Raw genomic sequence first — 23,953 nt, forward strand, 5'->3', positions numbered from 1 at the left:
AAATTGCCGAAAAACGCGGGCCTTGCGGGTGCCTAGGCAAGCCCGAACAGACTGTCTGGCAACCCACGCTTGCATGCCCTGCAAGTCAGCACCGCGCAACTTGCTTTGGCCGGTGGGCGAGACCGCTGCGCGGCATGCCAACGCCCGAATCGGTGCAGACCGAAAGCCGGGCCAAGGCGGTCTTGCACGCGGATGGTGCAGTGCAGCAGAGATATCCCGTCATCGGTCCGTGTTAACTTTATGAGCCCCTTTCAAGGAACCCACTTGCGCAACATATTTCTCTCCCTGGCCTCGCTTCTCAGCGGTGTGGGCATGCTGGTAGTGGGCACCGGCCTGCTGTTTGCGGCCATCGGTGCGCAGGCCAGCTCGGCCCATTTTTCGGCCCTGGTCACAGGCCTGATCATGTCGGCGTATTTCGCGGGCTTTGTGTACGGCACCTATGCCTGCCCGATGATCATCCGCCGGGTGGGGCACATCCGCGCCTTTGCGTCCATGGCCACGGTGGCCTCGTCGCTGCCCATCATGCATGCGCTGTGGGTCAACCCCTGGGCCTGGGGGGCGCTGCGCTTTGTCACCGGGGTGTGCCTGGTGGGCCTGTACATCGTGGTGGAAAGCTGGCTCAACGTGGTGGCCAACAGCGAGCAGCGCGGCAAGGTGTTTGCCGCCTACATGGCCGTCAACGGCGTGGCGCTGGCGCTGGGCCAGTGGCTGATTCTGGTGGGCGACCGGTATGGTTTTGTGCCGTTTGCGGTGGTGTCCATCCTGTTCTCGTTGGCCATACTGCCCATTACCCTCACGCCGGTAAGCGAGCCGGAGCCCACCGACGCGCCCAAGCTGGGCCTGTTCGAGCTGTTCCACATTTCGCCTATCGGGGTGATCGGGGCGGTCGGCTCGGGCCTGCTCAACGGCGCGTTCTACAGCCTGGGCACGGTGTTCGCCGATGGCGTGGGCTTCAGCGAGGCGGGGGTCGCCACCTTCATGGCCGCCACCATCCTGGGCGGGGCGGTGTTCCAGTGGCCGGTGGGGCATTTGTCCGACCGGCACGACCGCCGCCGCGTGCTGTTTCTGGTCTGCGCCCTGAGCGCGGCGGTGGCCGTGGCGGGCTACTTCATGGCCGAGGGCAACGAGCTGCTGCTGATCGGCCTGGGCGTGGTGTACGGCGGCCTGTCGTTCTCGATCTACGGGCTGTGCGTAGCCCATGTGAACGACCTGATCGACCCCTCGCGGGTGCTGGAAGTGACCGGCGGCCTGCTGCTGCTGTTTGGCATCGGGGCCACCGTGGGCCCCACGCTGGGCGGCGCCATGATGGACTGGATGGGCCCGGTCGCACTGATGCTCTACTTTGCGGGCCTGCTGAGCCTGCTGGTGCTGGCCACCTGGCGCTACAGCATCCGCAGCACACCGCATGCCGACGAACACGCCGTCAAATCCGACTACGTGGTCATGGGCAGCGGCTCGCAGGCAGTGCTGCAGATGGACCCGCGCCGGACGGCATCGTCCAACACAGCCCCCGCCGACCTCGGCCCATAGCACCCAATCAATTATTCGGATTGATCTTGCGGCTAGCCGGGGGCCAGAACATGGGGCGGCCCTAAACTTTGCGCCACCCCTGTAGACCCCGGAGCCCGCATGCAACTCGAATCCATCCAGACCTTTGTGGTGGCCAACCCGCCGCCCAGCTTTGGCGGCCGCTACTTTGTGTTCGTCAAGCTGCGCACCCGCTGCGGCATCGAAGGCATTGGCGAGGCCTACACCGCCACCTTTGGCCCCAAAGTGGTGGCGGCCATGGCCGAAGACCTGTTTGCCCGCGTGTTCCAGGGCGAGGACCCGATGCAGACCGAAACCCTATGGCGGCGCGCCTACGGCGAAGGCTTCTCGCTGCGGCCCGACATCTCGCTCATGGGCGTGCTCAGCGCCCTGGAGATGGCCTGCTGGGACATCACCGGCAAGGCGCTGGGGCAGCCCGTGTACAAGCTGCTGGGCGGCCTGGTGAACCCGCGCCTGCGCAGCTACACCTACCTGTACCCCGACGCTGACGAGGACGAATCTTTCTACGGCGACCCCGACCGCTCTGCCGAGCGTGCCGCCCGCTATGTGGAAGAAGGCTTTACCGCGGTGAAGTTCGACCCGGTGGGCGGTTACTCGGTGTTCGACCCGCGCCAGCCCACGCTGGAGCGCATGGACATGTCAGAGCGCTTTTGCGCCCGCATCCGCGAGGCCGTGGGCGACAAGGCCGACCTGCTGTTTGGCACCCACGGCCAGTTCACCGTGTCCGGGGCCAAGCGCCTGGCGCGCCGACTGGAGCCCTACAACCCGCTGTGGTTTGAAGAGCCCACTCCGCCCGAGCGCCCGGAGGCGATGGCCGAGGTGGCCCGCTACACCTGCATCCCCGTGGCCACCGGCGAGCGCCTGTGTACCAAGTACGAATTTGCCCGGGTGCTGGAGACCGGCGCGGCCACCATCCTGCAGCCCAACCTGGGCCGCGTGGGCGGCATCCTGGAGGCCAAAAAGATCGCTGGCATGGCCGAGGCGCACTACGCGCAAATCGCCCCGCACCTCTACTGCGGCCCCATCGTGGCGGCGGCCAACATCCAGCTGGCGGCCTGCATCCCCAACTTTTTGATCCTGGAAAGCATCCAGCAATTTGGCGGCTTCCATGCACAGCTGTTGAAAAAACCGCTGCAGTGGGAAGGCGGCTACGTCATCCCCAGCAAAGAACCCGGCCTGGGCGTGGAGCTCAACGAGGCGGTCGCCCTGGCCCACCCCTATGACAGCACCCGCCTGCACCTGGATATGGCGCAACACCCCCTGGGCTACTTTTGACATGACGCACTACCTGAACTTCATCCACAACCAGTGGGTCGCCGGTGCCGCCAGCTACACCGTCACCAACCCCGCCACCGAGGAAACCGTAGGCCAGGTCAGCGCCGCCAGCGCCGCCCAAGCCCTGGCCGCAGTAGATGCCGCCGCCGCGGCCCAGCGCGGCTGGCGCAAGCTCACCAGCATTGAGCGTGGCAACCACTTGCGCGCCCTGGCCGATGCGCTGGTGGCGCGTAAATCCGCCATCGGCCTGGCCCTGGCGCTGGAGTCGGGCAAGAGCCTGGAAGATGCCGAGAACGAAGCCGTGTACGCCGCCGACATCACCCGTTACCACGCCGAATGGGCGCGCCGCATCGAGGGCGAAATCATCCCCAGCGACAGCCCCGGCGAGAACCTCATGCTGCACCGCGAGCCCATGGGCGTGGTGGCCTGCCTGATCCCGTTCAACTACCCCGTCTACACGCTCTTGCGCAAGATCGCGCCCGCGCTCATCACCGGCAACACCGTGGTGGTGCGCCCCAGCAACCACACGCCCTGCTCGGCCTTCGAGATCGCCCAGGCGGTATTGGACGCAGGCCTGCCCCCCGGCGTGGTCAACATCCTGGCCATGGGCCATGCCGAGGCCGAAGTGCTGTGCACCCACCCCAAGGTGGCCATGATCACGCTGACCGGTAGCGTGGGCGCGGGCCAGCGTGTACTGGACTATTCGCGCGTGAACATTGCCAAGGTGTCACTGGAGCTGGGCGGCAAGACCCCGGCCATCGTGGCGGCAGATGCCGACCTGGAGCAGGCCGCCAGCGACATCGTGCGCTCCAAAACCACCCACTGCGGCCAGCTCTGCACCGCCGTGGAACGGGTCTACGTGCAAGAGGCCGTGTTTGAGGCGCTGGTCGCCAAGCTCAAACAAAAACTCAGCGCCCACGCCTTCGGCAGCCGCACCGAGCAGCCCCAGCGCATGGGCCCCCTGGTCAGCGCCTCGGCGCGCGAAGGCATCCATGCGATGGTCGAACGCGCCCTACAAGCCGGTGCGCAGCTGGAATGCGGTGGCAGCATCCCCAGCGGCCCCGGCTACTTCTACCCGCCCACCCTGCTCACCCAGGTGCGGCAAGACATGGAAATCGTGCAGGAAGAAGTCTTTGGCCCGGTGCTGTGCGTGCTGCCCTACACCACGCTGGACCACGCCCTGGCCCTGGCCAACGACCACCAATTCGGCCTGGCCTCCGTGCTGTACACGGCCGACTACCGCAGCGTGATGCAGGCCAGCAACGAGATCGAAGCCGGCGAGCTCTACATCAACCGCACCCCCGCCGACCCCTACCAGGGCTACCACGCAGGCTGGAAGCGCTCCGGCCTGGGCGGTGACGACGGCAAGCACGGCATGCTCGAATTCACGCAGACCCGTTTGGTGGTGATGAAGTTTTAAAAGAAATCGGCCTCTCACGCCCATTCCATCGGCGTGAGCAGCTATTAAAACCATAGTAGCCAACACCCTTGTGATAATGCCGCGATGGAACTCACCCCCTTGCGCGCATTCCTGGCCGTCGCCCGCCACGGCCAGCTGGTGCGGGCGGCCGAGCAACTGCACCTGACCCAGTCGGCGTTGTCCAAGCAGATCAAGGGGCTGGAAGACGAGCTGGGCGTGCTGCTGTTTGCACGCACGCCCACCGGCATGGTGCTCACCGGCGAAGGGCGGCGTTTGCTGCCGCTGGCCACCAAGACGGTAGATGCCACACACGAGATCAGCGCACTGGCGGCGCAGATGCGGGGCACGGTGTCGGGCGGGCTGCGGCTGGGCACCATCATCGACCCCGAATCCATCCGCCTGGGCCCACTGCTGGCCGCCCTGCTGGAGTTTTATCCGCACGTGGACGTGGCACTGCAGCACGGCATCTCGGGCAGCGTGCTACAGATGCTGCGCGACGGGCAGGTGGATGCCTGCTTTTTCCTGGGTGCCCTGAAAGACCCCGACATCGCGGTGCGCCAGCTCTGGCTGGAACACTACGTGGTGGTCGGCCCCGTGGCCTGGGAAGAGCGGCTGCGCCAGGCCGACTGGAGCGATCTGGCCGCCATGCCCTGGCTGTCCACCCCCGTGGGCGGCTCGCAGTACGGCCTGGTGGCGCAGATGTTTGCCGAGCGCGGCCTGACCCACCGCACCTCGGTACAGGCCGACCAGGAAGCCACGGTGTTCGAGCTGGTGCAAAGCGGCGTGGCCCTGAGCCTGATGCGCGAGCGCATGGCCGCGCCGGTGCTGCAGCGCGGCCAGGTGGTGGTGTGGCAGGGTGTGCGCCTGCCCTGCCCGCTGTCGCTGCTGTACCGCCGCTCTGACGAAAACACCGCCACCTTGCAGGCCCTGCTGGCCATGCTGCAGGTGGTGTGGCCGGTGGATGAAGGCGAGCTCGCCGACTAGGGGTTTTCACCATGCGGCGGCAGGGGCCATCGCGTAAGTCCTTGTGGCCAAAGGCTATTCCCGCAGGTTGAGGCCGGGTTGCCGCAATGTCACTCTTTGAAACGGGGCCGTCTCCCTAGACTGCGCCCAGACCCGCTTTTCGGGTCGGTGGCAACTGGCCACACCCCCACAAGTCCATCCCCCGGAGACAAAAAATGCCCCTACCTTCCCCTGCCAGCGACGCGCTGGAGCACGCCACCTACCGCAAGGTCATGTGGCGGCTGATTCCCTTTTTATTCCTGTGCTACGTGGTGGCCTACCTGGACCGCGTCAACGTGGGCTTTGCCAAGCTGCAGATGCTGACCGATTTGAAGTTCAGCGACACCGTATACGGCCTGGGCGCGGGCATCTTCTTCATTGGCTACTTTTTGTTTGAAGTACCCAGCAACATGATCCTGCACCGCACCGGAGCCCGGGTGTGGATTGCCCGCATCATGGTCACCTGGGGGGTGATCTCGTCGTGCATGATGTTCGTGACCACGCCCACCATGTTCTACGTGCTGCGCTTCTTTCTGGGCGTGGCCGAAGCGGGCTTCTTCCCCGGCATCATCCTGTACCTGACGTACTGGTTCCCGTCGGCCCGCCGCGCACGGGTGGTGGCGTTGTTCATGACGGCCATCGCCTTGTCGGGCGTGGTGGGCGGCCCGCTGTCGGGCTGGATCATGCAGGCCTTTGCCGGTGTGAACGGCTGGGCGGGCTGGCAATGGCTGTTTTTGCTGGAAGGCATTCCGTCGGTGCTGGTGGGCATCGCGGTGTACTTCTACCTCGACGACTCCATCGCCCAGGCCCCCTGGCTGACCGATGCCGAAAAGCGCCTGCTGATCGACAACATCCGCCGCGACGAAGGCACCCGTGGTGACCACAGCCTGAAGCAAGTGTTCCGCAATGGCCGGGTTTGGCTGATGGCCAGCATCTACTTCTGTTTCATCATGGGCCTGTACGGCATCAGCTTCTGGCTGCCGCAGCTGGTCAAGACGGCGGGCGTGAAAGACGTGCTGGATGTGGGCCTGCTCACCATGATCCCCTACGCCCTGGCCGCCGTGGCCATGGTGCTGGCCAGCCGCAGCTCGGACCGCAGTGGCGAACGCCGCTGGCACACTGCCGGGGCCGGTTTCATCGGCGCGCTGGGTCTGGTGTTGAGCGGCATCTTTGGCGGCGATCTGGTGCTGGCCCTGGCGGCGCTGAGCCTGGCCACCATGGGCATTTTGAGCAGCCTGCCGCTGTTCTGGACGCTGCCCACCAGCATGCTGCGCGGCTCGGCAGCGGCAGCGGGCATTGCGCTGATCAACGCGGTGGGCAACCTGGCCGGGTTCGTCAGCCCGTTCATGGTGGGCAGCGTCAAGGATGCCACCGGCAGCACCACGGCAGGCCTGTATGTGCTGGCCGCCAGCCTGGTGTTGGGCGGGGTGCTGGTACTGCTGGCCACGCGGGGTCGCCAACACAGCGCCCAGCTGGCAGCCGCCTGAACCCAGGCGCCGGGGCCGCAGGCGGGGTAGTTTAGCTATTTTATTTATAGCTACTCACGCCGATGGAATGGGCACAAGAGGCCGATTTCATATAAATCGGGTACTTGGTAGATAATTTTGGTTTCGTTCGTACACCTGTGCGGCGATATACCAATATTGTTCACAAAATGCCCTGCCCATGTCCAGCGACCTCCTCAGCCTCTTCAGCAGCGCCAGCCGCCTCTACGCCCTAGACCTGCCCCAGGCTGACAGCCTGGACCTGGGAGACACCGGCCTGCTGCTGGAGGCCTTTGTGGCCCGCGACAGCCTGTTCCACGTGGGCACCCGCGAGCTCATCGTCCTCAGCAGCCACCCCGACATCGACTTCAACACCCTGTACGGCCAGGTCGCCCGGCTGCAGATCAGCCTGTCTGACCGCAGCCGCACCAGCGCCACCGGCTTGATCGTAGCCGCCGCCCGCCACGGCAGCGACGGCAGCCTCACCCGCTACCAGCTGCGCGTCGCCCCCTGGCTGTGGCTACTGGGCCAAACCCACACCAGCCGCGTCTGGCAAGACAAAACCACCGTCGAGATCGTGGAATCCGTGTTCCGGGACTACCGCGCCTTTGCCGCCTGGCGCTGGAGTGAAGAAGTCCCCAGCTTCCTGCGCCCCACCCGGCCCCGCAGCTACTGCGTGCAGTACCGCGAAACCGACCTGGCCTTTGTCTCCCGGCTGCTGGCCGAAGAAGGCCTGGCCTGGCGCTTCGAAGAAAGCCCCAGCGCCCCCGCAGGCCACCAGCTCGTGCTGTTCGCCGACACCCACAACCCGCAGGCCTGCCCCGAAGACCCCAGCAGCGCCCATGTGTTGGGAGGCCAGGGCATCCGCTTCCAGGGTGCCCGCGCCATGGAAGAACAAGACGGTGTACAAGCCCTGGCCCAGCGCTGCACCCTGCCCCCCGCACGCCTGACCCAGCTCAGCTACGACTACGAGACCAAGCGCAGCATCAGCGTCAGCATCCCCACCCACCCCAGCCACCAGCCCTTCCCCGCGGGCCCGCGCGCCCCGCAACTGGAGTGCTACGACTCCCCCGGCCCTGGTGCCTGGGCCAGCGCCGAAGAAGCCCGCCACTACACCGACTGCCAGGTCCAGGCCCGCATGTCGCGGCGCAGCCTGTGGCAAGGCCGCAGCACCGTGCGCACCTTCACCGCCGGGGCGGGCACCCGCTTCCCACTGGTCAACAGCCCGCGCAAGGTCACAGTCCAAGGCCAACCCCAAGACCCCGAGTTCGTCCTGCTGTCCGTCACCAGCATCGGCATCAACAACCTGCCCCGGCCCGCCCAAGAAGATGCAGACCAACGCTTCGGACCCCTCGGCCAGGTGCTGCAAACCTGCTTAAACGGCCTACAAGCCGAATCCCCCTCCAGCGCCGATACCACCGGCACAACCAGCTACACATTAGATAGCGCCCCGCTGGAGCTGCTGCGCCTGGACGACGTGCTCACCCAGGCCTGGGCCAGCGGCTACGCCAACCGCTTCGATGCCATCGCCATCGGGCCCGATACCCCGCCCTGGCGCCCGGTGCTGGCCGACGGCACCGGCATGTACCACCGCCCCCGTCCCACCGCCCAGGGCAGCCTCAGCGCCACCGTGGTCGGCCCCAACGGCGAGGTCAACCCCACCCCCGGCCAGGAGCTCTTCACCGACCGCCTGGGCCGCATCCGCATCAAGCTGCACTTCCAGGGCCAGCCCGAGAACCTGCAAGGCGACCCCCACGGCGATGCCAACGCCTCCTGCTGGGTGCGGGTGGTGCAGCGCAGTGCCGGGGGCGGTATGGGCCACCAGTTCATCCCCCGCATTGGCCAGGAAGTGCTGGTGCAGTTCCTGGAAGGCAACATCGACCGCCCCATCGTGCTGGCCGCGCTGTACAACGGCCAGGGCGAAGGCGGGGTGCAGCCTACGCCAGGCGGCTTGCCACCGGACAGTGAAGCCGACAAAGTCTTCAAACACGCCACCGACCACCGCAGCAGCGCCCAGGGCAACCGCATCGGCTCCGGCACCGGGGGCCACAGCCCGGTGTGGCATGGGGCGGCGGCCAGCGCGGGGGCCGATGGCCACAACAATGCCAGCGCCCAATGGGGCATCCGCAGCAAGGAGCACGATGGCCAGGGCTACAACCAGCTGGTGATGGACGACAGCGATGGTGCCGGCCCTCAGGGAAGGACCCAGCTCAAGACCACCCAGGCCGCCACCGAACTCAACCTGGGCCATCTGCTGCACACCGCCGACAACTACCGGGGCAGCTTTCGGGGCACCGGGGCCGAGCTGCGCACCGATGCGTATGGGGCGCTGCGCGCAGGCCAGGGCTGGCTCATCAGCAGCTACCGGCTCCAGCACAGCGCCGCCCAGCGCGACCCGGCTGGCGACAACAGCGCGGGCATGGCCCTGCTCAAGCAGCTGGAGACCCTGGCCGGGGCCTTCAGCCAAGCCGCTGCCACCCACCGCACCGTGGCCCTGGCCGGGCACATCGGCACCCTGCAAACCAATGCCAGCGTCCTCAACGACCAGGCCGCTGTATTCAAAGCCCAGCGCATCGCCGCCAGCGGCATGGTCGATGGCCAGAGCCTGCAGACCGCCCTGGGCGATGCGGCGGCCAAGGCGACACAGATCGACACGGGCAAAGTCCCGCACAGCAGCGCCGCCACCATCGCCATCACCGCCAAGGCCGGGCTGGGCGTGGTGGCCGGGCAGCACCTGCAGTGGGCCAACGGCGAGACCGCCAGTGCCATGAGCGGGCAAGACAGCCAGTACGTGACCGGGGGCCAGCTGCGGGTGCACACCGGACAGGCGATTGGCATCCTGGCCGGGGCGGTGCAGGCCGGGCCGAATGCCCAGTCAGGCCTGGGCCTGCAACTCATCGCCGCCCAAGATGCCATCGACCTGCAAGCCCAGGCCGACACGCTGAAAGTCCAGGCCAAGGACCTCATCAACGTGGTCAGCGCCAACGCCCACATCGACTGGGCCGCCGCCCAAAGCATCGAGATTGCTACGGCCGGTGGGGCCAATGTGACCATCAGCAGCGCGGGGGTCAAACACACCGCGCCAGGGATGATTTTGGTGAAGGCGGGGGAGAAGGTGTTTGTGGGGCCGGGGTCGGTGAACTATGCGTTGCCGCAGTTGCCGCAAAGCGTGTGCGTGCCGTGCATGCTGGCGGCCTTGCGCAGTGGCAGCCCGTTTGTGGCACCGGCTGCGGCTTGAGGTAGTTTATGTACTTTGCGATCGAACCAACACACCCCGAATGGGCTGCACAGATCCACCAGGCGCTGACTGAACTCTGCGCCTCGTTTCCGGATACACCCATGCACCTGTTTGCATTGGTGGACGGCGCATTTGACGATCAACTTTTAGACTCACGCGCCTGGATTCGCCAGCCCAAACTTTCGTTGTACGCCAGAACGGCATTGCAAGGTTTTGGAACGGTGGCGCCACACCTGCTAACCGGCCCATCATTGCTAGCAGAACAGCTGCCCTGGCTGCAAAAGATAGCGGCAGCATGCGCAGGAAAGCCGATGCTCAGCGTGCTGGTCAGCCCGCTGGATGCGCAAGCATTGCAGCAGCATTTTTGCCCCTACCTTGTCGCCCGCACCCCCGACACATTGGAGTGGCCGCTGCGTTGGGCGGATACCCGTGTGTTGCCAGGATTGCTCACCGCACTGGAGGAGCCGCAGCGCCAGCACCTCATGGCACCGCTGCTGGCGTGGTGGTCCGCCCGGCGCGATGGCGGACTGTGCCAATGGATCGGTGACGCAACATCCACCGTAGACCCTACAGAGTTTGACAAACTGCCGCTCAGTGATGCCGCCTTTACCGCGCTAGTGGATGCCGCCGAGGCCGATGCAATATTGTCCAATATCTACGAAAGCCAGCCAGACCTGCTACACAGGCACAGCCCCGCCCAGTGCCACGCCAGCCTTGTGCAGCACTTGAAATTGGCAAGTCGGCACCACATCGAAGCTGCGCCAGACCGCCAGCATTTCTGTGTACTCGCGCTAAGTGTGAAGGAGAATTTTGCCAACCATCCTGCCATGGCAACGCTGTTGCAAAACACCCGGCAGGGCGTGGCTTACCAAACTGCGATAGCGGTGCTTCCGCCGGAATTTTGGCAAGAAACTCAGTCTTGAACATGTGTGACCCCGAAGGATAAATCCATGAAAAAACCCATTACCTTATGCGCCGTGCTCTGCGCCACCACCCTGCTGCTGCAAGGCTGTATGTCGTCGTGGGCGGAAATGCAGGGCGGCGGGAAGTCGTACTCCAATAACTCTGTGCTCGACGGCCTGTTCACCAAGAAAGTAGTGGATGACAGCGCCCCTGCCCAGGTGGGCATCGTGAACCACACGGGCAACTACATCCACTCGGCTTCGGTGCGGGGGGATGAAGTGGGTGGGGGTGGAGGGGGCGGCATGTCGGCCTGGGGGGCTGGGGGAGCCAATATTTGCTGCTCCTCCATCCCCCGGGTATGGCACCCCGGCATCAAAGTGTTAGTGCGCTGGAATATGCCCGATGAACATACATATGTATGGAAAGAGAAGATTGTCGAGGTAGAGAAGTACGACGAAACGGGCAGCATTTATCTGCACTTCTTCCCTAACGACGAGGTGCGGGTCGTGGTGTCCAACGCCGCAGGCTACAGCAGCATGCACCCTATACCGCGTACCCGAAAACCCGCTACGACCGACACCCAAAAGTAGGTCCACACCATGCATCCCACACCACCCAAAGCACCCTATCCCGCAGCGGACTTCCTCGGGCCGACGGCAAAGGAACAATCGCAAATTGCCATCGTCTGTAGCAAAGATGCCACGAACCTGCCCTGCGCTATACCGATACAAGTGGGCCTGTTCTTTGACGGCACCAACAACAATATGTACCGCGACCGCGATGGCGAGCGGACGGGGCTACCCGACCCTAGAACCCGGCAGCCCCGCCCTATTGCCAACAAACCGATGGGGCCGCAGGACGGTAGCCATAGTAATGTGGCCCGGCTGTTTGCAGCGTATCCCGATGACAAACGAGAAAGCGGCTTTTACCCTTACTACATCCAAGGCGTGGGCACGCCTTTCAAGGAGATCGGCGAGCCCACCGAATCCACAAACGGCAAGGCATTTGCCAAAGGAGGACAGCCTCGGATTGTGTGGGGCCTGTTGCAAGTACTCAACGCCATTTACGGCACTATGTACAGCGGTACCGCGCTTTTATACAAAGATGAAGAAGTCGGCAAACTCGCCCAGTCCTACGACAACGAAGTGGGCCACCCCGAGCCTGGAAGCGGTGGAAGAGGCCGGGTTATCACAGCCAAGGAATGGTTTGCACCGCACCTGGCCAAGCTCCAAGCGGTCTTGACCGCTCGCCCCAAGCCGCATATTCCGACGCTGAAGGTTTCGGTATTCGGCTTCTCCCGTGGCGCAGCAGAAGCCGTAGCGTTTTGCCATGCATTTGACGAACTGCTCGAAGGCGGCAAGCTGGTGGGCATACCGGCTTCCATCTCCTTCTTGGGGGTGTTTGATACCGTGGCATCGGTGGGCGGCTCGGCATCGATTGCCAAAACATTGCCAGTGCCCGGCGCTATGTTTGACGGCCACTGGGCCTGGGCCAACAGTATCTTGAAGCCTTTGCCGGGCTGCGTAGATACAGGCATGCATTTCATCTCTTCCCACGAGCAGCGCATGAACTTTCCGGTCACGCGGTTGGAGGGCAATATCCAGGAGTTTTACTTTCCTGGCGTGCACTCGGATGTAGGTGGTGGCTACGGCCCAGGCGACCAAGGCAAAGGGCGTGGCGCGCAGGCGGCCATGCTTTCGCAGATTCCTTTGGCCCATATGTTTAAAGCGGCTCGCATGGCGGGGGTGCCACTCACGCCGTTCAGTTTGTTGCCCACGGCACGACAAGATGACCTCCAAGTCGATGCCAAACTCGCCTCCGCGTGGGATGCCTACACCGCCGAGTTGGGCAAGAGCGGCCACCTGCTCAAAAAGCACATGGAGCTGTACTACCGCTGGCGGGCTTCGCGGCTCACCACCCTGGAATCGGCCTCCAACTTCCAAGCCGCCAATGCCCAGGACCAGCAGGATCTGCGCGATGCCAACCGCATGCTGGCAGGGGACCTGGAGGCACTGAAACTGCGCAAGAAAGGCATTGAACGCGACCCGCAAAGTCACCGCATCGTTTCACCGTTCAAAGGCGAGGACAAGGCTCGCATGAATCAATGGCAGTTCAACCGCGCCCAAGTGGGTGCGTCGCTGGATGGCTGGGAAACCTGGGCATTCGCATTCTTTGACAAACCCCAGCCTCTGCCCGCCGAAGTACAGCGCTTTTTTGACGACTACGTCCACGATTCGCATGCAGGTTTCTACCTGGCAGGTGAAGTCACCGAATACGACAAGCGGGCGAAGATTGAAGAGCTCCAAAAGAAGAACCCCGAAAACGCCAAGGGCTTCGACAAAGAAGTTCTGGACATCACCCGCAAGACGAAAAATGCGCAAGAAAAGCAAAAGAACGGCGAAGTACTAACCGCCGAAGAGTCTGCACTGGTGAAAGAAGCCGAGTTTGGTACCCCGTACCCGCTGATGACCGACAGCAATACCGAAGTGGGCAAGGCGATCGATACGCAAACCAACTCCCGCCGAGAGGGTGGTGGCTATGTGCTGTGCCGTGGGTACTACCCGCAGTCTGGCTTCTTTATCCGCAAAAGCGTTCATGAAGATGACTTGAATAAAGAGCCAGACACGCTCGTCCAACCCCAAGAAGGCGCATCCGCCAAAGAGCCAAAGGTCACGTATGTGTGGAGCGACAACCTGCGCCAGGATATCGCCTTGGCCCGAGCAGAAGAGGCGGCGGAAACAGCGATGGCCTAGTAACAGGACGCACAGACAGGAGATAGACTTACAAGCCGAATCCCCCTCCAGCGCCGATATCACCGGCACAACAAGCTACACATTAGACAGCACCCCACTGGAGCTGCTGCGCCTGGACGACGTGCTCACCCAGGCCTGGGCCAGCGGCTACGCCAACCGCTTCGATGCCATCGCCATCGGACCCGACACCCCGCCCTGGCGCCCGGTGCTGGCCGACGGTACCGGCATGTACCACCGCCCCCGGCCAACAGCCCAGGGCAGCCTCAGCGCCACCGTGGTCGGCCCCAACGGCGAGGTCAACCCCACCCCCGGCCAGGAGCTCTTCACCGACCGCCTGGGCCGCATCCGCATCAAGCTGCACTTCCAGGGCCAGCCCGAGAACCTACAGGGTGAGCCTTCAGCCAGGCCGCTGCCACCCACCGCACCGTGGCCCTGGCCGGGCACATCGGCACCCTGCAAACCAATGCCAGCGCCCTCAACGACCAGGCCGCTGTCTTCAAAGCCCAGCGCATCGCCGCCAGTGGCATGGTCGATGGCCAGAGCCTGCAGACGGCACTGGGCGATGCGGCGGCCAAGGCGACACAGATCGACACGGGCAAAGTCCCGCACAGCAGCGCCGCCACCATCGCCATCACCGCCAAGGCCGGGCTGGGCGTGGTGGCCGGGCAGCATCTCCAGTGGGCCAACGGCGAGACCGCCAGTGCCATGAGCGGGCAAGACAGCCAGTACGTGACCGGGGGCCAGCTGCGGGTGCACACCGGACAGGCGATTGGCATCCTGGCCGGGGCGGTGCAGGCCGGGCCGAATGCCCAGTCAGGCCTGGGCCTGCAACTCATTGCAGCCCAAGATGCCATCGACCTGCAAGCCCAGGCCGACACGCTGAAAGTCCAGGCCAAGGACCTCATCAACGTGGTCAGTGCGAATGCGCACATCGACTGGGCCGCCGCCCAAAGCATCGAGATTGCTACGGCCGGTGGGGCGAATGTGACGATCAGCAGCGCCGGAGTGAAACACACCGCGCCGGGGATGATTCTGGTGAAGGCGGGGGAGAAGGTGTTTGTGGGGCCGGGACGGGTGAGTTACAAGCTGCCGGTGATGCCAGATGCAATGACAAACCCGCTTAAAAGGACGATGGCGTTTTCTCTCAACGCCCTACCGAACACCACAGGTCACTATGCAGGTGAGCCTTTCACCCTCTACGCTGATGGCGGAATACTCAACAAGGGTACAGCCGACGAACTCGGTACAGTTATCTGGGAGCACAAAGAAGGGACACAACAATACAAGATTGAGCTGCTGACCGGGGCTCACTTTTTCATCGACGTAAACGAAAATTTTTCAGAAGATGCCCAGGAGCGAGAGCTACAAAATTTATCCAACCAAGGATATCGCTCGCACATGCACTCTGGCGATACGGAAGCTACTGATGCCGAGCAGGGAGAGGAATTCCGCAAAACATTTGCCCAAAAGCGGCCCTCTTAGCGCGTAATAAGTTACTGAGAACCTCAAATAACACGCCGCTAACAGCATTTGTAAATAGCAAAACCATGACCGATTTCATTAAAACAACAGACCGTGCTGCGGTGTCGCTCGCCGCCAAACGCGACGTACAACTGACCATGCCATGGTTTGTTTCCAAGAGCAAATATCCCCCGCGCCATGCCAATCTTATTGAACCGCTGATTAACGGCGAACGTGCTTTTGGAGCGGTACATGAAGCAATCGCTAACGCCAAAAAATCAGTGGACATTATTAGCTGGGGGTTCGATCCCAGCATGCGACTCAAGCGCCCTAACGGCGAACGTCTAGGCGATCTACTCGTGCGCTTAGCAGACCATCACAAACGCAGTGGAGAAGACTTCACCAAACCTAATATTCAAGTTCGCGTTCTAATTTGGAAAAATGCGTTTGCCAACTTTGCAGAAAACAACATTATTGGAGAAGGTTTACTCGGTAGCGGTGGAGGAACGCCAATGGGCTCTGGTGTTGGAGGATTGGAGTCTGCAGGAGGCAAGCCCTCACAAAGCGATGCCGAATTTAACGACTACGGAGGCAAAGTAACAAACAGTGCGGCCGTATTGCGGGACGATGACGACGCAAAGCGGTTTAATCGCGAATGGTTTCGCTATCAACCACCCGACTTAGAATTTCGCACCCGAGATTTTTCACTCCCTGATCGAACAAGCATTCTGACGCACCAAATAGCGCAACGCGGCATGTCCAATGCAAGTCGCACTTATTTAATGACCGACTTTGCATCGCACCATCAGAAAATGATTCTGGTGGACTATGAATTGCCTGAACATGCAGTGGGATTTGTGATGGGGCATAACCTTCTACGCAACTACTGGGACACTGACTCGCACGAGTACTTCTCTACACTGCGCCATGGCTTTGCACCTTGGCAAGATCTATCCTGCAAAGTGCGTGGGCCCATACTCTTTGATTTAAACGAAAATCTCATGACCGCTTGGGATAAAGCGGAGGGACAAGGTTCCAAGTTTTTCTGGTCCGATGTGCGCAAAGCCATCAGGGCGAATGATTTTATTGCCCCAGCCAGCCGCAATGGTGGACGGGAAATGGCCCAAATTTGCCGCACTCAACCGCAAGAAAATGATCGATCAATTCTGGACGCATACAAACTGGCACTTGCGAATGCACGCAACTACATTTACTTCGAGAACCAGTACTTCCGCTACAAAGAGTTTGCAGAGCTACTACGCGTGACACGGCGCAAACTCAAAGCAGCGGGTTGGAAGCGTGACTTTCACATTTTTGTGGTCACCAATGTTCCTCCGGGTGCAGGCAAGCTCAACACCTATGAAATGCTGGCAGCTTTAGGCAAAGGCCAAATGATGCCATCCATTGAAAAGAAGGAAAACAGCGCACGTAATCCCGATGCCGCATTACGGCAAACAGACCTTGATGGTGTCAATATCCATATAGCAACCCTATGCGCCAGCACAAAAGAACCCACTAAAAATAAATACAAAGAGATCTACGTACATTCCAAGCTACTTTTGGTGGACGACGTTTTCTTCACCCTTGGTTCCGCCAACGTAAATGTGCGTAGTTTAGAAGGTGACTCAGAGCTTAATATTTCCTGCCCATCGCCTGATTTAACCCAGCAATGGCGCACGCACTTGTGGCGGTTGCATACGGGGCGGGTGCCTCTGGAGGATATGAAAGAAGAGTATAGAGAATGGCAAAAATTAATGGCAACCAACAAGAGTAATCAAAAATTCGGCTTACCATTGATTGCGCCGGTGATTGAGTTTTTTGACGGTGAATCGGCGACGATGGCACCTGACTAGGCCGGTACTATGCGATTAGGTTTACGTTATTTTTATTTACTTGTAGTGCTAGTCATTGCAGCCTGCAAACCTTCTGGAGATGCTATGTCGGATACACAAAAAATAGATTGGGACAGCTTAACATTTGTATGCAAAAAAGAGATGCAATCTCCACTGGACCGGGAAGCCGAGGTCTGGTATCGACGAGCCCGTGATCTGCAAAATCAGGACGAGGACAAGAATATAAAACCGATTGTAGAGTTGTTTGAAAAAGCTATTGAACGCGGCCATTACAACGCCATGCAACGACTGGCGCTTTTATACGTCTACGGAGCAGAAGGTTTTCAGCCAGACCATCGCAGAGCGGCAGACTTGGTAGAACGAGTAATAAAACTCAACGTAGCCTCGGGTTATTACCAAATGGGGGTATTTTTAGAGCAGGGTATTGGGGTTAAGGAAGACCCAAAAGCAGCTCTAATTTATATGCGTAAATCTGCAGATATGGGTAGCCCGCATGCACAGTTTACTGTAGGGAAAAAGTTACTCAATATTGATGGAGAAGCAGCACGTGAAAAAGCCGTACCGCTGGGGGTATCAATGTTGGAATGTGCGTTATCGCAGGATTTTGCAAAGGCGGGTTATGATCTTAGTTTTTATTATGGTGTAACAAAAAAACCATTAGATGTATTACGGGTTCTTCAAAAATCCGCATCATTGGGGAGTGGGGACTCTCTTTACAACTTGCACTCCATCTTTCGGGACGGCGAATACGGAATTGAAAAAGATCCGCAGCGGGCAGCCTGCTATCGTAAATTAAGCAAAGAAGTAGACGAAGATAAAACCAAAAAATATCCCAACCTCAACAAATTCTGCCCACTTCCACCAGCCCCAATGCCCTGATTGACGAGCAGACCATCCGCCTCCCCGTGGTGAACAGCCCATGCAAGATACCCAGACCCAAGGCAAACTAAACCCAAGTTCCCGAGTTCATCCTGTTGTCGTAACCAGCATCGGCATTAACAATCCGCTCAGGCCTAGACAGAAAGACCATGCGCGGCACTTCGGACCTTTGGCTCAGGTACTACAAACTTGCCTGAATAGTTTACGAGCCTAATCCCCTTCTAGTACCGATATCGCCAGCACAAACAGCTACACATTAAATAGCGCCTCACTGGAACTTCTGCACCTGGACGACGTGCTCACCCAGGCCCAGACCAGCAACTAGGCGCATCTGATTAGATGCCCTCCATGCGCATATTTCTACGTTACTTTTTCCCACTTGCGATGCTGATCATTGCAGCGTGCAAGCCTTCTGGAGATGCAATGTCTGATACACGAGAAATTGATTGGAATAGTTTGGCCTTTGCATGCAAAAAGGAGATGCAACCTCCGTTAAATCGCGAAGCCCAGGCCTGGTATCGGCGAGCCCGCGACCTGCAAGATCAAGATGAAGACAAGAACATCAAAACTATTGTGGAGTTATTTGAGAAGGCCATTGAACGCGACCATTACAACGCCATGCAGCGCTTGGCATTGTTATATATCTATGGAGCAGAAGGTTTCCCGCAAAACCACCGCAAAGCGGCAGACTTGGTAGAACAAGTTATCAAACTCAACGTAGCCTCGGGTTATTACCAAATGGGGGTATTTTTGGAGCAGGGTATTGAGGTAAAAGAAGACCCAAAAACCGCTTTAATATATATGCGAAAAGCTTCCGACATGGGCAGTCCACATGCGCAGTTCACTATTGGAAAGAAACTACTAAAAACACCTGGTGAAATAGAGAGAGAAAAATTAATGCCACTGGGATACAGCATGCTGGAATGTGCCTTATCACAAGATTTTGCGGAAGCGGGCTATTTTCTGGGAATTTACTACAACGACGACAAACCTCAGGATGCGTTGCGAGTTCTTCAAAAATCTGCATCGTTAGGCCATAGCGGTAGTTTGTCGAACTTATCTTCCATATTTCAAAATGGCGAGTACGGCTTCGCCAAAGACCCACAACGTGCCGCCTGCTACGACAGGTTATGGGAAGAACTAAAAGAAGACAAAACCAAAAAATATCCCAACCTCAATAAAATCTGCCCACTTCCACCAGCCCCAATGCCCTGATTGGCGAAAAGATCACCTTCACCGCCGAGGCGGGCACCCGCTTCCCGCTGGCCAACAGCCCGCGCAAGGTCACAGTCCAAGGCCCCGGCCAAAGCCAACCCCAGGCGCAAGACCCCGAGTTCGTCCTGCTCAGCGTCACCAGCATCGGCATCAACAACCTGCCCCGGCCTGCCCAAGAAGATGCAGACCAACGCTTCGGCCTCCTCGGCCAGGTGCTGCAAACCTGCCTGGATGCTTTACAAGCCGAATCCCCCTCCAGCGCCTATACCACCGGCACGACCAGCTACACATTTGAGAGCACCCACTGAAGCTGCGGCCCCTGGTCGACGTGCTCACCCAGGCCTGTCTTCCTCTCTCAAACTTATCCGCCATGACGACACAGTGGACTATGGCTATGCAGCTGTGGTGCGTGGCGACCCCCATGCCGAGGAAGACACGCCCGAGCTGATGGTCTACGCCATCCGCGACTCGCACAACGCCAGAGGCAAGGAACCCATGCCCAAAGATGCGTTCTTGAAAATGGCGGAAACGATTGCGGCCAGTGTGAAGCGCAGGCCGGTGCAGTGATATACGTGTGGCTAGTGTTCAAGCATGAAATTGGCCTCTACCGCCCATCCCATAAGCACAAGCAGCTCCCAAAACAATAGCACCTACAGTTTCCCCCCCATCTCCCCCAACAACCAGCCCTTGAACGCCTGCGCCGCCGGATGCGCTTGGTTGCCCTCGGGGGCGATCAGGTAGTAGGCCTCCTTCATCGGCAGGGCAAACGCCAGTGGGCGTACCAGCCGCCCGGCGCGGATCAGGTCGTTGGCGACGGTATCGTGGGCCAGCACCACGCCCAGGCCGTTTTGCGCCCACTCCAGGCTCAGCGCCCAGGTGCTGGTGCGGTGCACCAGGGGCCTGGCCACTCTGCTCTTGGCGGGGTAGGCCTCCAGCCAGCTGTCCCAGCTTTGCAGCGTGCCGGGCAGGTCGAACAGGCGCTGGCGCAGCAGGTCGTCCAGCCGCTGGATGCGCGCGCCCACCTCGGGCGAGCACACCGGGAAGATGCTGTCCTGGCCCAGCCGCTTGCCCACCCGGCTCTCCCACTTGCCCTGGCCGAAGACGATCTCTACATCCGCCGAATCGCTTTGCCGCTCTTCGGGCCAGATCGAGGTGACCACATTGAGCTGCACCCAGGGGTGCTGGTCCATGAAGCGGCCCAGGCGCGGGCTGAGCCAGAACTTGGCAAACGACAGGTTGACGTGCAGCTCCAGCATGTCGGGCTCTTTGCGGCCGGTGAGCACGCGGGTGCTTTCCTCCAGCATGGCAAACGCCGCCTGCACCGTGGGCAGGTAGCCGCGGCCCGCGTCGGTCAGCTCCAGGCCGCGCACCCGGCGCACAAACAGCGGGCGGCCAATGGCGTTCTCCAGGCTTTTGATCTGCTGGCTCACCGCCGACTGGGTCATGTTCAGCTCTTGCGCTGCTGCGGTAAAGCTCAGGGCGCGGGCCGAGGCCTCGAAGGCGCGCAGCCAGTTCAAAGGAGGTAATCTTTTCATCGCAATTTTTACGTTGACGGTCAGTGCACAACACCCAAGTTTCAGACTGGACGCGCACCTTCCAGGGATGCCGTGGAACCGGCTTTGCCGGGCCACTGGCATCGCCCCCTGCAAGGGGGTTGGAGAAAGATGCGCAGCACTGCAGCCTGGGGGTGTCCCATAAGTCAGGCATTAGTTTTGCTAAGGTTATAGCGCTGTTTTCTTCGTTTGTCGGCTGTGGGGTCTGCCGCCACACTCTGCCTCTTCGTCCACCCGTGCCCACGCCATGTCTGAAATTCACATTCTTTCCAACCCCGTCCGGTTGGTCATGCGCACGCCCACCGGCGACACCCCTCTGCCCGCCCTGTGGCTGCGCGCCCTCAGCCCCGACCCCAGCCAGCGCGACCCGCTGACCGGCCAGCGCCTGATCAACCCGCACCTGTTTCCCGACGACCTGGTGCTCACCGCCGCCCGCTGGGATGGCGCACAACTGCACCTGGCCTTCAGCGATGGCTTTGCCGGACACTTCGATGCGGCCGAGCTGCTGGAAGCCACGGTGCTGAGCGAAGGCTGCCCCGCGCCCCAGCCCTGGCGCGCCGATGCCGCCTACCGGCCGCTCTACCAGTGGCCCGATCTGGCGCAAGACGCGGTGCTGCTGCGGGCGCTGCACGACTTCATCACGCTGGGCTACTTGCTGGTGCACCACACGCCCACGCAGCCCGACTCCATCCTTACCATCGCCCGGCGCTTCGGCTTTGTGCGCGAGACCAACTTTGGGGCGTACTTTGAGGTGTACTCGCGCCCCGCAGCCGAGGCCATCGACCTGGCCTACCAGCCCGTGGCCCTGGGCCCGCACACCGACAACCCCTACCGCACTCCGGTGCCCGGCATCCAGCTGCTGCAGTGCCTGCAGAACGAAACCTCGGGCGGCCTGTCCAGCCTGGTAGACAGCCTGGCCGTGGCCGCACAGGTGCGCCAGGAAGACCCCGAGGGCTTTGCGCTGCTGAGCCGCATCCCGCTGCGCTTCGAGCACCGCGATGCCACCACCCAACTGGTGGCGATCAAACCCATGATCGAGCTCGACGGCAGCGGCCAGATGGTGGGCGTGCACTACAGCCCCCGGCTGGACAGCCTGCCGCTGATGTCCGAGGACGACACCCGCCGCTACCACCGCGCCCGCAAGCGCATGGGCCAGCTGTTTGACGACGATGCCTACGCGCTGCGTTTCCGCCTGGAGCCGGGGCAGATGATGGTGTTTGACAACAACCGCGTGCTGCACGGCCGCACGTCTTTCAACCCCGCCGAAGGCCACCGCCAGCTGCAGGGCTGCTACATCGACCGCGACGGCCCGCGCAGCCTGTACCGTGTACTGCACCGCCAACTCAATGGAACCCCCGCATGATCACCGTTGCCAACCCCGCCATGCACGCCGTCAGCTTCACCCAGATGAAAGACGGCAGCACCGAGGAATACCTGTTTCTGCAAAAGCTGGAGCATGGCTACGTGCGCGCCCTGCCCGACCGCCTGCTGCTGGCCCTGCACCGCCTGGGCGATTCGCTGGAGGGCTACCAGGTGAGCCGCCTGGAGCATTCGCTGCAAGCCGCTACCCGCGCCGAGGCCGACGGGGCCGACCTGGAGACCATCGTCGCCGCCCTGCTGCACGACCTGGGCGACGAGCTGGCCCCTGAAAACCATTCGCAGTTTGCCGCCTCGCTCATCCGCCCCTACGTGCGCGCCGAGGTGACCTGGGTGGTGGAAATGCACGGCCTGTTCCAGATGCAGTACTACGCCCACCACTACGGCCTGCCCAACGATGGCTACCTCGCCCACCGCGACCACCCTTGGTTCGATGCCTGCTGCCGCTTCTGCGAGCGTTACGACCAGGCATCGTTCGACCCGCACTACCCGAGCAAGTCCCTGGCCTACTTCGAACCCATGCTGCGCGAGGTGTTTGCCCGTCCACCGTTTGACCCGGCCATTCTGAAAGAGTTAGCATGAAAAAGGCCTCTAGCGCTTATTGCATGGGCGCTAACAGCTCTTTATTTTGTAGCAAATAGCCCATGCACCCTGCCCCGAGCGTGGCTTCGATTGCCGACACGCTGGCCCAGAAAATCCGGGACGGCCAGTTGTCTGCGGGCGACAAGCTGCCCGCCCAACGGGTGCAGGCCCAGCGCCTGGGTGTGAGCCTTGCCACCGTCAACCGCGCCTATGCCCAGCTGGAGCAACTGGGCCTGGCGACAGCCCGCGTGGGCGACGGCACTTATGTGCGCGCCACCCCGCCCGCCGCCGATGCCGCACCCATCGACCTGGCCCACAACGTGGCCATCCCCACCGATGAGGTGGAAGCCCTGCGCCAGGCGCTGGCCGAGATCAGCCTGGACCCGGCCTGCATGGCCGGGCTGCTGGCCTACCAACCCGAAACCGGTGCCCCGCAGCACCGCCAGGCCGGTGCCGACTGGCTGCGCCGCTTTGGCACCAGCGGCGAGGCGAACCGCGTCATGGTGACCCACGGCGCGCAGCACGGCCTGGCCGGGGTGTTGCGCACGCTGGCCAAGCCCGGTGACACCTTGCTCACCGAATCGCTCAGCTACCCCGGCCTGCTGGCCCTAGCCAGGTCGCTGCGGCTGCAGGTGATCGGGCTGGAGATGGACGGTGAAGGCCTGCTGCCCGAGGCGCTGGACCAGGCCGCCCACAGCTACCAGGCCAAGCTGCTGTTTTGCAGCCCCACCCTGCACAACCCCACCGCCAGCACCATGCCGCTGGCGCGCCGCGAAGCCCTGGCCGCCGTGGTGCGCCGCCGGGGCCTGTGGCTGGTGGAAGACGTGGTGCACGCCGCCGTGCTGGCCCAGCCGCCACCGGCCATCTCTACCCTGGTGCCCGAGCAATCGTTTCTGCTGGCCAGCCTGAGCAAGGTGATGGCGCCGGGCCTGCGCGTCGGCTACCTGGAAGCCGCGCCCGAGTGGCTGGACAAGGTGGCGGCCAGCATCCGCGCCGACTGCTGGATGGTGGCCCCGCTGATGCCCGAGATAGCGGCCCGCTGGCTGGCCAGCGGCGAGGCCGAGCGCCTGATCAGCCTGCAACGCCAGCAGATCGACAAGCGCCTGGCCCTGGCCCACCAATGCCTGGCCGGGTTTGACTACGCCTGGAGCGCCCACCACCCGCACCTGTGGTTTCCCCTGCCCGAACCCTGGCACGCCAGCCCCTTTGCCGCCGCCCTGCGCCAGGCCGGGGTGCTGGTGCGCACCGCAGAGCAGTTTGCCGCCGGGCGCAGCCGCGCCCCCCACGCCGTGCGCATCAGCCTGAACACCGCGACCTCGCCCGCGCAACTGGAATTGGGGCTGCGCACGCTGGTGCAGGTGCTGCAGAGCAGCCCGCTCGCGGACATGGCGCCTTAGCAAATGCACACAC

At 61.9% G+C, this 23,953-nt stretch carries 18 protein-coding genes; 17 read left to right on the top strand and 1 reads right to left on the bottom strand.

Annotation, left to right across the window (positions count from 1 at the left end):
* The first annotated feature begins 264 nt into the window (after window positions 1-264).
* The 14 genes from AC097O_RS14840 to AC097O_RS14905 all read left to right on the top strand — a co-directional run bounded on the left by AC097O_RS14840 (window position 265) and on the right by AC097O_RS14905 (window position 19,598).
* On the top strand, window positions 265-1,530 hold the full coding sequence (locus AC097O_RS14840; protein WP_479593543.1) for an MFS transporter: 1,266 nt from the start codon (window positions 265-267) through the stop codon (window positions 1,528-1,530).
* Window positions 1,531-1,629: 99 nt separating this feature from the next.
* Window positions 1,630-2,823, top strand: coding sequence for a mandelate racemase/muconate lactonizing enzyme family protein (locus tag AC097O_RS14845; RefSeq protein WP_479593544.1), 1,194 nt, complete (start codon window positions 1,630-1,632; stop codon window positions 2,821-2,823).
* Between the two features lies 1 nt (window position 2,824).
* Window positions 2,825-4,243, top strand: coding sequence for an aldehyde dehydrogenase (gene aldA / locus AC097O_RS14850; protein ID WP_479593573.1), 1,419 nt, complete (start codon window positions 2,825-2,827; stop codon window positions 4,241-4,243).
* 84 nt (window positions 4,244-4,327) lie between these two features.
* A complete protein-coding gene (locus AC097O_RS14855) occupies window positions 4,328-5,227 on the top strand; it encodes a LysR family transcriptional regulator (protein WP_479593545.1) in 900 nt (299 codons plus the stop codon).
* 194 nt (window positions 5,228-5,421) lie between these two features.
* Window positions 5,422-6,732 (top strand): MFS transporter, encoded by a 1,311-nt coding sequence (locus AC097O_RS14860; protein WP_479593546.1) that lies wholly within the window; start codon window positions 5,422-5,424, stop codon window positions 6,730-6,732.
* A gap of 178 nt (window positions 6,733-6,910) precedes the next feature.
* Window positions 6,911-9,967 carry a type VI secretion system Vgr family protein gene (locus AC097O_RS14865; protein WP_479593547.1) on the top strand — a complete coding sequence of 1,019 codons (3,057 nt, stop codon included), beginning with the start codon at window positions 6,911-6,913 and terminating at the stop codon, window positions 9,965-9,967.
* Between the two features lie 8 nt (window positions 9,968-9,975).
* Window positions 9,976-10,890, top strand: a complete 915-nt coding sequence (locus AC097O_RS14870) for a DUF4123 domain-containing protein (protein ID WP_479593548.1) — start codon at window positions 9,976-9,978, stop codon at window positions 10,888-10,890.
* A 27-nt stretch (window positions 10,891-10,917) separates the two neighbouring features.
* Entirely contained in the window at window positions 10,918-11,460 is a 543-nt protein-coding gene (locus AC097O_RS14875; RefSeq protein WP_479593549.1) for a DUF3304 domain-containing protein, read from the top strand.
* Between the two features lie 9 nt (window positions 11,461-11,469).
* Window positions 11,470-13,623: a phospholipase effector Tle1 domain-containing protein gene (locus AC097O_RS14880; RefSeq protein WP_479593550.1), complete on the top strand. Its 2,154-nt coding sequence runs from the start codon at window positions 11,470-11,472 to the stop codon at window positions 13,621-13,623.
* 426 nt (window positions 13,624-14,049) lie between these two features.
* A complete protein-coding gene (locus tag AC097O_RS14885; RefSeq protein ID WP_479593551.1) occupies window positions 14,050-15,105 on the top strand; it encodes a DUF2345 domain-containing protein in 1,056 nt (351 codons plus the stop codon).
* A gap of 65 nt (window positions 15,106-15,170) precedes the next feature.
* A complete protein-coding gene (locus AC097O_RS14890) occupies window positions 15,171-16,937 on the top strand; it encodes a phospholipase D-like domain-containing protein (RefSeq protein WP_479593552.1) in 1,767 nt (588 codons plus the stop codon).
* A gap of 84 nt (window positions 16,938-17,021) precedes the next feature.
* A complete protein-coding gene (locus AC097O_RS14895; protein ID WP_479593553.1) occupies window positions 17,022-17,816 on the top strand; it encodes a tetratricopeptide repeat protein in 795 nt (264 codons plus the stop codon).
* Between the two features lie 384 nt (window positions 17,817-18,200).
* A complete protein-coding gene (locus tag AC097O_RS14900; protein ID WP_479593554.1) occupies window positions 18,201-19,031 on the top strand; it encodes a tetratricopeptide repeat protein in 831 nt (276 codons plus the stop codon).
* Between the two features lie 405 nt (window positions 19,032-19,436).
* Window positions 19,437-19,598, top strand: coding sequence for a hypothetical protein (locus tag AC097O_RS14905; protein ID WP_479593555.1), 162 nt, complete (start codon window positions 19,437-19,439; stop codon window positions 19,596-19,598).
* An 83-nt stretch (window positions 19,599-19,681) separates the two neighbouring features.
* Here the strand turns inward: AC097O_RS14905 and AC097O_RS14910 are convergent, their stop codons facing one another.
* On the bottom strand, window positions 19,682-20,566 hold the full coding sequence (locus AC097O_RS14910; RefSeq protein WP_479593556.1) for a LysR substrate-binding domain-containing protein: 885 nt from the start codon (window positions 20,564-20,566) through the stop codon (window positions 19,682-19,684).
* Window positions 20,567-20,831: 265 nt separating this feature from the next.
* On the opposite strand from AC097O_RS14910, the gene AC097O_RS14915 reads away from it, so the two are divergent.
* The 3 genes from AC097O_RS14915 to AC097O_RS14925 all read left to right on the top strand — a co-directional run bounded on the left by AC097O_RS14915 (window position 20,832) and on the right by AC097O_RS14925 (window position 23,940).
* Window positions 20,832-21,947, top strand: a complete 1,116-nt coding sequence (locus AC097O_RS14915; protein ID WP_479593557.1) for a clavaminate synthase family protein — start codon at window positions 20,832-20,834, stop codon at window positions 21,945-21,947.
* Window positions 21,944-22,543: an HD domain-containing protein gene (locus tag AC097O_RS14920; protein ID WP_479593558.1), complete on the top strand. Its 600-nt coding sequence runs from the start codon at window positions 21,944-21,946 to the stop codon at window positions 22,541-22,543. The genes AC097O_RS14915 and AC097O_RS14920 overlap by 4 nt, the downstream gene beginning before the upstream one ends.
* 62 nt (window positions 22,544-22,605) lie before the next feature.
* Window positions 22,606-23,940, top strand: a complete 1,335-nt coding sequence (locus AC097O_RS14925; RefSeq protein WP_479593559.1) for an aminotransferase-like domain-containing protein — start codon at window positions 22,606-22,608, stop codon at window positions 23,938-23,940.
* The last annotated feature ends 13 nt before the right edge of the window (window positions 23,941-23,953 follow it).

The organism is Rhodoferax sp. LS1P39, from assembly GCF_056521425.1.